This window comes from Saccharicrinis sp. 156 (assembly GCF_050589685.1).
In the GTDB taxonomy this organism is placed as follows: Bacteria; Bacteroidota; Bacteroidia; order Bacteroidales; family Marinilabiliaceae; genus Saccharicrinis.
Window position 1 is genome coordinate 73,718 of record NZ_JBNGOS010000018.1, and the last position, 11,893, is coordinate 85,610.

The 11,893-nt window shown below is 38.7% G+C and carries 12 protein-coding genes; 7 read left to right on the top strand and 5 right to left on the bottom strand.

The window, feature by feature from the left end; translation table 11 throughout:
• Positions 1–278 precede the first annotated feature (278 nt).
• On the top strand, positions 279–1,496 hold the full coding sequence (locus ACRD64_RS12800) for a T9SS type A sorting domain-containing protein (protein WP_430933771.1): 1,218 nt from the start codon (positions 279–281) through the stop codon (positions 1,494–1,496).
• A gap of 302 nt (positions 1,497–1,798) precedes the next feature.
• On the opposite strand, the gene folE is transcribed toward ACRD64_RS12800, so the two are convergent.
• From folE to ACRD64_RS12820, 4 genes are all read right to left on the bottom strand, one after another.
• Positions 1,799–2,422, bottom strand: coding sequence for a GTP cyclohydrolase I FolE (folE, locus tag ACRD64_RS12805; protein ID WP_430933772.1), 624 nt, complete (start codon positions 2,420–2,422; stop codon positions 1,799–1,801).
• 72 nt (positions 2,423–2,494) lie between these two features.
• Entirely contained in the window at positions 2,495–3,202 is a 708-nt protein-coding gene (locus ACRD64_RS12810; RefSeq protein ID WP_430933773.1) for a hypothetical protein, read from the bottom strand.
• Positions 3,203–3,384: 182 nt separating this feature from the next.
• Positions 3,385–3,951, bottom strand: a complete 567-nt coding sequence (locus tag ACRD64_RS12815) for a nitroreductase family protein (RefSeq protein ID WP_430933774.1) — start codon at positions 3,949–3,951, stop codon at positions 3,385–3,387.
• A gap of 260 nt (positions 3,952–4,211) precedes the next feature.
• Positions 4,212–4,787, bottom strand: a complete 576-nt coding sequence (locus ACRD64_RS12820; protein WP_430933775.1) for a superoxide dismutase — start codon at positions 4,785–4,787, stop codon at positions 4,212–4,214.
• A 243-nt stretch (positions 4,788–5,030) separates the two neighbouring features.
• On the opposite strand from ACRD64_RS12820, the gene ACRD64_RS12825 reads away from it, so the two are divergent.
• On the top strand, positions 5,031–6,662 hold the full coding sequence (locus tag ACRD64_RS12825; protein ID WP_430933776.1) for an ATP-binding protein: 1,632 nt from the start codon (positions 5,031–5,033) through the stop codon (positions 6,660–6,662).
• 83 nt (positions 6,663–6,745) lie between these two features.
• Here ACRD64_RS12825 and ACRD64_RS12830 read toward each other — a convergent pair whose 3' ends face one another.
• Positions 6,746–7,600, bottom strand: coding sequence for an AraC family transcriptional regulator (locus ACRD64_RS12830; RefSeq protein WP_430933777.1), 855 nt, complete (start codon positions 7,598–7,600; stop codon positions 6,746–6,748).
• A 352-nt stretch (positions 7,601–7,952) separates the two neighbouring features.
• On the opposite strand from ACRD64_RS12830, the gene ACRD64_RS12835 reads away from it, so the two are divergent.
• The 5 genes from ACRD64_RS12835 to ACRD64_RS12855 all read left to right on the top strand — a co-directional run bounded on the left by ACRD64_RS12835 (position 7,953) and on the right by ACRD64_RS12855 (position 11,821).
• Positions 7,953–8,099 carry a hypothetical protein gene (locus ACRD64_RS12835; protein WP_430933779.1) on the top strand — a complete coding sequence of 49 codons (147 nt, stop codon included), beginning with the start codon at positions 7,953–7,955 and terminating at the stop codon, positions 8,097–8,099.
• Between the two features lie 319 nt (positions 8,100–8,418).
• Positions 8,419–9,300, top strand: a complete 882-nt coding sequence (locus ACRD64_RS12840; protein WP_430933780.1) for a DUF4437 domain-containing protein — start codon at positions 8,419–8,421, stop codon at positions 9,298–9,300.
• 412 nt (positions 9,301–9,712) lie between these two features.
• On the top strand, positions 9,713–10,003 hold the full coding sequence (locus ACRD64_RS12845; protein ID WP_430933781.1) for a putative quinol monooxygenase: 291 nt from the start codon (positions 9,713–9,715) through the stop codon (positions 10,001–10,003).
• Between the two features lie 41 nt (positions 10,004–10,044).
• A complete protein-coding gene (locus ACRD64_RS12850) occupies positions 10,045–10,842 on the top strand; it encodes an SDR family NAD(P)-dependent oxidoreductase (protein ID WP_430933782.1) in 798 nt (265 codons plus the stop codon).
• Positions 10,843–10,945: 103 nt separating this feature from the next.
• Positions 10,946–11,821 carry a radical SAM protein gene (locus ACRD64_RS12855; RefSeq protein WP_430933783.1) on the top strand — a complete coding sequence of 292 codons (876 nt, stop codon included), beginning with the start codon at positions 10,946–10,948 and terminating at the stop codon, positions 11,819–11,821.
• The last annotated feature ends 72 nt before the right edge of the window (positions 11,822–11,893 follow it).

The following is an 11,893-nucleotide window of genomic DNA, read 5'->3' on the forward strand; positions in this document are numbered from 1 at the left end:
TTTAAATTTCCTGCAAATGCAACCTGCCCCAGGCATTAAGAAAAACTCCTCCCCGTGATTAATCTGAACGACATAAAAAGAAAAGAATGTTTACATCAATGCGTCAAATATGTTGTTTTTTAAATAGGTAGTGAGTGGTGCATGAAGAAGATGCTGCAATGGCTAAGGAAGACGTGGAAATAAATGAGGTGCGAAGCGGAGCGATTATAGCTTGAATTACGTTTGAAAAAGCTTTAACTTTAATAGGATAAACGTTATTCAGCTAAAAAAATTATGCCATGAAATTGTTTACATCATTTCTTTTAATGTTTGGTGCCATGTTGCTAAATGTTAGCTTATTGGGCCAGGTGAAATTATTTTATATGAATGGGTATGATTACCTACCTAATAGTGGAACGATTTATTCTTGTTTGAGTGATGGAACAAATCAAGAGGTTTGCTTTAATGGGGTTGACCATCTAACGGATATAGCCGTGGACTATTCGGTAAATCCCCAAAGAATATATTATATCGAAAACGGCGCTAACCGCATCAGGTCGGCCAATTTAGATGGAGGTAACATTCAGGATGTGATTACGGATATTGCAGGACTCACAAGCATTCCAGATCTTTTCGTTACAACCAGTTTAACCATTGATGCTGCGAACCGTAAGGTTTATTTTACGATTAACAGTGGCAAGGATGATCGGATATATGAGGCAGATATGGATGGAACGAACCAATCCATCGTGATGATAAAACAATATGTTAGTTTTGAATCCACCAATGAGGATTTACGTTCAATCACTTATTATGGAAACAAACTGTATTATATAAGAAGTAATAATATTAATTTCGACATTATTTACTATTGCAATACCGACGGTACTGATCACAACATTTTTGTTTGGACAATGACTCCGGGTATCAGCATGTCAAATCCCTACGACATGGCTGTAGGCAGCGGATATGTATACTGGACAGACTCGGGATCAGATGTTATTTACCGAATAAATATCGACAAAACCAGTCCGGTACAAATTGCCACAGGAGTTACTGCCCGGGATATCGCTGTCGATACCGAGGAATCAAAAATTTATTGGACAGAGAACATTACCGCAGGAAGCAGCAAAATAGTGCAGGCTAACCTGGATGGTAGCAGTAATGTTGATGTGATTACAATGGGCATCTTTACGCTGGCGGGTTTAGTCGCAAACCCGGAAGGAACAGTGTCTGTCGAACAATTAAACACAACAATCAGAATTAAGGCACGATGTTACCCTAATCCTGTAACGTCAAATGCAATAATAGAATATACTCTCGTTAATCCTTCCGATGTAAAAGTGTCGGTTTACAACATTTCCGGCAAAGAAGTTACAGTGTTGATCAACAAAAGGCAACCTGCAGGTGTGCACCTGGCACAGATGAATACGGAAAAACTGCCTTCGGGTATTTATTTTTGTAATATTGAGGTGAATGGCAACAGAAAAGTGATTAAGCTAGTGGTAAGCAGATAAACACAAATTTATCAATGCTATTTAACCCGGATTATGTATTGGAGGTTCGTCATGAGCATTGCAAGTACAATAAAACAAGGCATTACTGAAACGAGGCATAACATCGTTCTGGTGAGTTGAAGTGATGCAACGAAGTGCCTTGTTTTAAAGTAATTTCAATGTGTAATAGAATTTCTAATGCATATTGCGGGTTTAACCCACTCTGTTGCTTTAACTGGTTATAAGACAGGGGAAGCACTGTTTCGCCGATGTCGGGATGGGGGTATGATGATTATATAGCAGTTAATTCTGTCGTCACACGGTTAATGCAACTTACCCGAGATAATATTAAAGAACTCCTCCCGTGTAGCAATATTTTTTAGGAATGCGCCGGTAAAATCCGATGTTGTCGTAACCGAATGTTGCTTTTGCACCCCTCTCATCTGCATACACATATGTTGCGCCTCAATAACAACAGCTACCCCTAACGGTTTTAGGGTGTTTTGGATGGCATCCTTGATTTGGGTGGTCAACCTTTCCTGAACCTGCAACCGGCGGGCAAAGGCTTCGGCCACCCGGGCTATCTTACTCAATCCGGTAATGTGGTGGCGGGGTATATAGGCTATGTGCGCTTTTCCAAAAAAAGGTAGCATATGGTGTTCGCACATGGAGTATATCTCTATATCTTTTACCACAACCATCTGCTGGTAATCCTCCTTGAACATGGCCGACTTAATAATTTCTTCAGGATCCATTTGGTAGCCCTGAGTCAAAAATTGCATGGCCTTGGCTACTCTTAAGGGGGTTTTTTCCAGACCTTCGCGGTTTACATCTTCACCCAATAATTTTAAAATCTCGCTATAATGAGAAGATAAGCTTTCTGTAGTGCCATCGTCGTAGCTTTCAACCTTGCTATATCCACCCTCTCCATTTAAAGTAAATTCCATGTGTAGTACTTTGTTATGCGCTAATTTAACCAGAAGGCAAAATTCATAAAAAAAATCAGGAATACATCTGGTTTATTCAAATTTCTTTTTCATCTTTTCGTTATAGCTGGATATCAGATATTCCCATTCTGCCTGGGTGATGTAAGGCCGCCTTGGTTTTTGCAGGTTTTTGAGTTTGGAGCGGTCAATTTGCTTAGATAGAGCCGTGTTGCTCACTCCTGCCATATGACCGGGTTGCACCTGTGTTTGGTAGGCGATATCGTTTGATCGGGCCTGTATAAAGTTCTTCTGGTTCATTTCTGCGTCCCATTTGGTAACAGGTTGTGTTTTGGCCTGATAGGTTGACATGGCCACATTGTTTTGCGCCGCCACATCGTCTGCCGTACTTAACAAAGGCATATTGCGTGCCGCCGCATTAGGGTTGATGATTTGGGGAATAATCACTACCTCCGATAATTTAATGGTATCGCGACTCAAGAAAATCCCCATTAAGTAATTCTCGTTTGCCAGAGAGTCATTTACCTGAACGTTAAGCGGTTTAAATCCTACATACGAAAAATGGACAATGTCCCCCGCTTTGGCCCAAAAAGAGAATTGACCGGATTCATTGGCCGTATATCTGATTTTTTTGTTCACGGTGTATTTGGCATAGGGAAGCGAGAACAAACTGTCACCTTCCATTATAACACCCCTAAACAACAACGAATCAAGGTTGACTTGTGCTCCGGCCAACATAGTAAATACCAAAAAAATAAAGGTCAATTTTCTTTTAGGACTCATGGCGGACAAATTTTGTTGTTCTTAAAATCAGTACATCTATCTTGTAAAACAAATAAACGGGAAAATGTTTTACTCAAGAATAGGTATAAAAGTCAATAGGTTCCTTTAAATTGATCGTTTGGTAATGCTAAAAAAACTGACGACACGTATAATATACTTTACCTATTTAAAAGGAATCATAATTATAGTTTTACTATAATATCTTGGAGGCTGCGTTTAGGTACGTGATGCACTTCTTTCATATCGCGCCAATACTTATGATCCTTGTTAAACTCCTCGATTACGACTTCTTCCTTAGGAACCCCTAATGCAATAACCTGTACAATCTTTAAGTGGGCAGGTATCTCCAGTTCTCGTTGCAATTGAAGGCGCTCAACAGATCCGATGATGCACCCGCCATATCCTTTTTCAACAGCTCCCAGTAAAATACTTTGGGATGCAATACCATTGTCGCTAAAGAAGTTGGATGATATAGCGGTGTCGTTCACCATGATAATGTACGCCGACGGGCGCTCTCCTTCTTCAGGTCCATGCCATTCCGTTAAATACCCGGCCCACGACAAATGCTTGAAAATAATGCTGTTTTTTTCAGGGGTATTGGACAAAACGTATTTAAGCGGTTGGGCATTTCTGGCCGAAGGCGATAGGCGAGCTAAATCAACAAGTTCGCTAAGTATTTCTTCACTTATACTTTTGTCCTGATAAAATCGTCGGTAGCTTCGGTTTTTTAGTATTAGATCTTTTAACATATTAAGGATATTTTTGTGAATTAATCCAGATTTATTTTTCAGTATAGAGTTTAGCCTAATGTAATAATTTATTTTAAAAAAAACGCAGAACGGTTCTGAATAAACATCATGTTATCCAGAACCGTTCTTTAAGATATATAGAATCTAACTTTATGTTAGTGTTGCGTCATGTCTGAAAGGACGGCTATACTTACTTTTTCTCCTTTTGAAAAATGCAATAATAAATGTAACTAACCCGAAGTTCTATACATGACTTGATACTAGAGTCTTGCTCCAACAACGTCCCAGTCAATTAATTCCCAAAAATTGGCAATGTAATCCGGACGTTTGTTCTGGTAGTCTAGATAATAGGCATGTTCCCAGACATCGCAGGTTAATATTGGTGTTAAACCTTCAGTCATAGGGTTGCCTGCGTTACTTGTTTGAACTATTTTTAGTTCTCCGTTCGCATCTTTTACCAGCCATGCCCATCCCGAACCAAATAAGGTGGCAGCAGCCTTTCCGAAGGCAACTTTAAAAGCATCGAAACTTCCGAATGTTTTGATGATAGCTGTTGACAGGGGGCCGGAAGGTACTCCTCCTCCGTTGGGCGAAAATGAAGTAAAATAAAATGTGTGGTTCCATACCTGAGCGGCATTGTTGAAAATCCCGCCATCAGCTTTTTTGATGATAGTTTCCAGGTCGGCGTTTTCAAAAGCAGTACCGCCAATTAGATTGTTAAGGTTGTTTACGTAGGCCTGGTGGTGTTTTCCATAATGGAATTCAATGGTTTTTCTGCTAATGGTTGGCTCAAGAGCGTCTGCGCTGTAAGGTAGTGTAGGTAATTCAAATTTCATGACCGTTTGTTTTATGTAATTTGTCTTTAGTAAAAATGTGTTTTAACCCGAAAAAAGGTTTAGCAAAACACCATTAACAAATTTATAAAAACCAATATGAAATCCTAAGGATATTGTAGGAAATTGAAGAATTAAAGCTTTGCCTCTTTCTAATAGTAAAAAAATGAACGTTGGAATAATTTACGAGTATGTTTCTATACAAATCATAAAATTTTTACATTTGTTCCGAAATGAATCCTCACTATGCATAAAACCTTTGCCGTCATCGCATTCGTGGTGCTTACTTTCATTAGTGCCAATGCTCAGTACGAAGTCGCATTTAGCAATAGTTACCCTCCCTATCAATTTATGAATGAAGAAGGAGAGTTGGTTGGGTTTAATATCGATATTTTAAACGCCATTAAAGATCTTTATAAGTCAGATATTCATATTTCCGGAGGAGCATGGGAGGCTATAAATCAGGCACTTGAAAATAGCGGGACGCAGGCCGTTGGTGGTGTTAACTACCCTGGGAGTCCGGATAATGACTACATATATACGAGGTCTACGATAAATACTTCTCACAGTTTTTTATATAATACTCAATTTCATAGCAGATTCTCACTTGAACGATTCAGATCATTGAAAGAACCGCTTGTGGCTTTGTGGGAACATGACGTGTTGATTCATTACGTACGATCCATCAATCCATCGGTTAAATTTTTATTTGTAACGGATTATGAACAATTGAGTGCCGCCCTCGATAGAGCCGATGTTACTTGTGCCTTTGCACAAAGGGTAGCGGGTATTTACCAGGCCAAAATACAGGCTAAAGATTACGTAAGTGCCTTGGATCATCACATTTTGGAACGTGGCATGGGATTTAAAGTTTTAAAGACAGCTCCTGAATTAGCTGCGCTTTTGAATAATGGATTAGAGGTTATATTGGCAAACGGGGAATATCAAAAGATTTATGACAAGTGGATCACGGAATATGATCAAAGCCATAACGAATGGCAGAAATATTATAAATACACCGTGATTGCCAGTACCATCATTTTAATCCTTTTTCTGCTTTTGCTAATTGTAAACCGGATTTTAAAAGCAAGGGTCCGAAGCAGGACCAAGGACTTGCAGTATCAACTGGATCTGAATTCTCAAATAATGAAAGAGTTAAAGCGGCAAAAGATCAGAGCTGAGGAAAGTGAAAAAATGAAGACGGCATTCCTGGCGAATATGAGTCACGAAATAAGAACACCAATGAACGGTATTCTCGGATTTACCGAGCTTTTAAAAACAGATGAATATTTGTCAGAGGAACAATTGCATTTTATTAATGTGATAGAGCAAAGTGGCAACCGGATGCTGGGGACGATCAATAATATCATCGACGTTTCAAAACTAGAATCAGGTGTTGAAGAACCGAGTTACAATGCGGTTAATATCAAAGGGATATTAATGCAGCTTCAGTCTTTTTTTACACAGGAAACAAAAGTCAAGGGAATAAAGCTAAACGTAGCAGAAAAGGGGGTGATTTCAACCAAAGGCTTTGTTACCGATGAATATAAACTTAATTCAATACTCACCAATCTAATAAAAAATGGTATTAAGTTTACCAGACAAGGATACGTTGCAGTCACATATTCGGTAAATCAGGAATGTGCCGAATTTTGGGTGGAAGATACCGGTATAGGAATAGCGTTAAGCCAACAAGCCGATATTTTTGATCAGTTTGTGCAAGCGGACACTTCCTATTCCAGAAATTTTGAAGGTTCAGGCTTGGGGTTGTCTATTACTAAAGGATACGTCAAATTGTTGGGTGGTGAAATAACCATAGAATCCGAACCTAAAAAAGGAACAACTTTTTACGTTCGTATTCCCAATCATAAGTTGTAAGGTACTCAAATATTACTGCGCGATACACGCTGTTCTGCCCTTGCGTCGTGTTTGTCGCCACATTGCGTTGCTGAGACATGACACTAGGCACAACTTACCTGACCGCTGTTTTTAAACTGTTTCACTGTCATGCCATAAACCTTCTTAAACGATTTGGACAAGTGACTGCTATCGGTAAAATTGAGTTGGAATGCTATTTCTTTCAAAGAAAGGTCCGTATGTAAAACCTTGGTCTCAACAATCCTTAGCTTCGACTTTATGATGTAATCCGCTAAGCTCACACCGGCCTGTTTTTTAAAGTACTGCGAGAAATACGATTTTGAGATACCAAATTTGTCAGCCAAAAAGGGTACCCTAAGTTTGTCGCTGTTAAAGATGTTGGTGTTGATGAACCTCAAAATTTCACCAAAACGGTTATCTATTTCGTTGGCCTGGTCCACATATCTTTTTTCTATACTACGCGCCAGTATATTAAGGATGGATGCTACGGAGCCGGCAATTATCGAATCCGAATAATTATCGGAAGCCAGATATTCCTGATAAATGGATTTTATATTGTCAATAATGAAATTCCGTTCCCTTTCGGTAGGGATAATATCTCCGGGTACCTTATTGTAGTTTGCTGTGATGTATGCAATTTTATCGAACCACTCATTGTAATTCGTCAACCCATCATCTTTTAAAAAGAAATTATCGGTAAAACGTACAAAGTAAAATCTTGAAGGCTCATTGATTTTAAACGAGTGGCAATCTAAGGGAGGAAGTAAAAAGATATTTCCTTCTTTATATTCAAACTCATGCTGATTGATGCATTGAAAACCTGAACCTTTATCAACATATACTATTTCAAAGAAATTATGCTTATGAGGTCTTTTCTCCCATGAGGATAGTTCTTCGATATGAATTTCAAATAATTTTTTGGAGAATTCTGTAAACATGGTAATAAAATTGGTTTTATTGTGCGAATATAGGTAATAGATGACAAATATGATGTTATTGTGATGTTAAGGAAGCTTAATCCTGATTTATACCAATATTAATACAATGTTCTGAAAGTTAAATACAACATTGTTATTTAAACATAAAACAGCTATAGATACAATTTTTTCCGTGAAAAGTACAATACTGAAGTATCATCTTCATGTAATTTTGCTGACGCAGATAAGATATAAAGACAATTTAGGAACTAATATCAAAAAGGGGGAATATGAAGAAGTTAACTGTAAGTGATGTAATTAATATTATTCTGGCGGCAGTTGTCATCATTTTATTACTGACAAAATAAAGAAGATGAGGACAAGCAAAGGAATAATTCAAAAGGTTTATGCCACCTTGGTTATTGTGTTATTAGTGGGTGTTTTGGCAATGCAAAACGAAAAGGTTTTTGGGATTGAAATTTTTGCCGATAAAACGGAGGGAAAACAAACGGGAGGTTAAGGATATTTCTTTATCAACAACTACAAAAAAAGAAGCTATACTCTCGGTAATTCACAGTCGTAAAAGCGTAGGGAGTTATACCGATAAGCAGTTTCCAAGGAGGATTGAACTACGATTTTAAAGGCGTGTATGGGAACCCCAACAGGAGTTGAACAACCAAAGGATAAGTTCGATGCCAATAACATCCATTGGGGAAAGTAGTAACAAATAGATCGTTAGATTGTTATGTGATAGAATTTAGAGCTGATTTACATGCATCTAATACATCCAATTCAATTTCATAACTGATAGTTACAAAAAACAAAAAAAACATAAAAATATGAGAACATTATTATTACTTGCATGTGTTAGCCTTATGGCCTCATGCACAAACTCAAAAGTAGCAACGGGAAAGAAAACCGCTCAACAAAATACAAAAGCAAGCTATGAACTTGTACTGGCATCGGAAGTAAAGTGGGACCACCTGAATCCTAAACGAGGTGATTTAGCTCCAAAAGCAGGCACACTTTGGGGAGATAGAAAAGGGAATGAGCCAACCGGCTTTCTATTGAAACCAACAGATGGTTTTTCGTCACCGCCACATATACACAATATTTCTTACCGGGGAATTGTAATTGAAGGCTTAATTCATAACGACGATCCGGAAGCTGCAAATATGTGGATGCCTGCTGGTTCTTTCTGGACACAGCCTAAGGGCGAGGTGCATATTACTTCTGCAAAAGGGACTACTTCATTGGCCTATATCGAGATTGAGGAAGGACCTTATTTGGTACTTCCTGCCGATGAACATTTCGATAGTGGGGAGAGGCCTGTTAACGTGGACAGGTCAAACATTGTGTGGTTAGATGCATCGGATGTTAAATGGATCGACCAACCAGAAACAGCTGCCATGTCTAATGGGCCAAAAGTTGCCTTTCTATGGGGTAAGCCTCAAGTCGATGAGTTGAATGGAACGCTTATAAAATTACCTGCCGGATTTAGCGGAAAGATAGTAAGCCACGGTTCAAGCTTTCGCTCAGTATTGATTAAAGGTGAGCCGCAATATCAGGTTGGCGGAAAAAACGACGTTAAGATACTTGAACTAGGTAGTTATTTTGCATCTACGGGTGGTGGAGTTCACCAAATTACTTCAAGCGCTACAAGTGAATGTGTATTTTATGTACGTGCGAATGGAGCGTGCGAAATTATTCCTGCAAGGTAGTCAGTTTAATTCTTAAAATTGAACCACGAAGTCACCGAGCGTGCAAAGTATCATTTGTTTTTTACATGCTTGGTGTCCTTGTGTTAACAGAAAGCATCCTACTGGAAATTGAAGGTATGGGATTAAGAAAAAAAGTACAGAGCTAAAAAGCATTAGGAGATCCTGGTGCTTTTTCTTTCTTTTTGATAGAGGCACGGTTTGTTGACGATTGAAATGCAGGTGCTAATTCAGCCTGTGTAAGCAGTTAAAAAGGTATTTGTTGTTTATCCAATAAATGTACAATTATAACCCTTTCGCATACAACGGTTGATAGTGGTAAGCAAAGTAAATTTGTATGGTAAATTAACCAGCGGAACTCAGCGAATTCATCGGTGTTAATTTGCGAGAACTTGAAAAAAATAAAAATACTATTATGAGTAAATTAACTATTGTAGCAAGAATTTTAGCCAAACCGGAAAAACAAGAATTAGTAAAACATGAACTGCTAAAACTTATTGATATCACCAGGGCCGAAGAGGGATGTATCAATTACGACTTGCATCAGGACAATGAAAACAAAAATTTATTCCTGTTTTTCGAAAACTGGGAAAACCGTGATTCTTTGGAAAAACATGCCAGTAATACACACTTTGTTGCCTTTCAGGAAGCAACAAAAGGTGCTATTGAAGAATTTATTGTAAACGAGATGACGCATATTGCTTAATTATGTCCGCATTTTATGGTATACATTAACAAAATAATCCAATGAAAAATATATTAATCACAGGAAGCACCGACGGTATTGGTAAGCTGGTTGCCATTAAACTGGCAAGTGAAGGTCATTCGGTTTATGTGCATGGCAGAAACGAAGGCAAAGTCGAAAAAACAGTTGCAGAAATAAAATTTTCGACTAAAAACGAAAATGTAGATGGTTTTGTGGCTGACCTGTCTGATTTAGATGCCGTGAAAAGGATGGCTGAAGAAGTGAATGCAAAATTATCACATATTGATATTTTAATTAACAATGCAGGTATTTTCAAAACTGCTGAAATATTGAATAAAGACGGATTGGATCTGAGGTTTGTGGTTAACTATGTTGCTCCTTATATGCTAACCAAAGAATTACTGCCGTTGCTGGAAAAAGGAACTGATGCACGTATCATCAATTTAAGTTCTGCAGCACAGTCGGATATTTCCTATGCTGCTATGATTGGTAAGCAGCGTGTCTCGTTAAACGCTTCGTATGCCATGAGCAAACTGGCACTGACCATGTGGAGTTTTCGTTTGGCCAAAGAATTGGAAAAGGTCGCGGTAATTGCAGTGAACCCCGGTTCGTTACTGAATACAAAAATGGCTAACGAAGCTTACGGTCAACATTGGTCGCCTGCCGAAAAAGGTGCAGATATTCTATACGACTTGGCAGTTGATGAGGCCCATAAGGGTGTAACAGGGAAATATTTTGATAATGACAGGGGAGGGTATGCCAATGCACACCAAGATGCCTACAACGAGGATGCCATCAATCAATTGATAGATTTTACAAACAAACTTTTGAGAAACTAGAGCGCAAAGAAATTCGGATAGGATTGAAAAGATTAATATGATTGAATGTTTAACGTAAAGATAACTTGTAAATCCTGTTAATCCTGTCCAAAAATAAATTAAAATGAATTATACAGGACCAGTATATAGACCTCCTTACGAGTCGAACACACTATTGCTACAAGTAACCGTAGGATGTGCGCATAATCAATGTACGTTTTGTACCATGTACCGCGATGTGAACTTCTCGGTAGATAAAATAGATCAGGTAGAGAGGGACCTGAAAGAAGCCAAGCAGTTATACCCAAACGTAAAGCGGGTGTTTTTGGTTAACGGAGATGCCTTTGTGCTTTCAGCGAGGCGTTTAAAAGTGATTGCCGAAAAAATACATGATTACCTGCCTCAGGTTGAGGTAATAACAATGTACGCTTCCATCAATAATATTATGGGTAAAACAGATGAAGAGCTGGCTGAGTTGGCCAAATTGGGTATTGGTGACCTATGGATCGGGGTAGAAACCGGGCATGCCGAAGCACTCAAATATCTTAACAAAGGTGCTACGCTTGAGGATGCGGAAATTCAGCTGGAGCGTTTGAATAAGGTGGGGATGACCTTCTTTTATGGCTTTATGTTTGGTGCTGCCGGCAAAGGAAAAGGTATTGAAAACGCTCAAGCCAATGCAAGACTGATCAATAAGGTAAAACCTGTAGGAATTGTTCCAACTACATTAAGCCCCAACGAAGGAACCATACTGGCTAAAGATATAGCCGATGGAAAGTTTGAATTGGCTACCGAACGAGAAGTGCTCGAAGAGCAAATTAAAACATTAGAGTTGGTGGATGTGCCAACCTACTACATGGGGATACATATCATAAACACCGTGAGCTTCGATGCAAAACTGCCCGGTGACAAACAGGGAGCCATTGACAGGATTAAAAATGCCATTTCCGATATGGAAGAGGCCCTTTTGGAAAGTGTGCCCGAGCGTCATTCAATTTAATAAGAGGGAACGGGAAAGCATTGGAGTAATCTTAAATGGCTTTAATTACACATTGTGTTTACAACAAGAAAT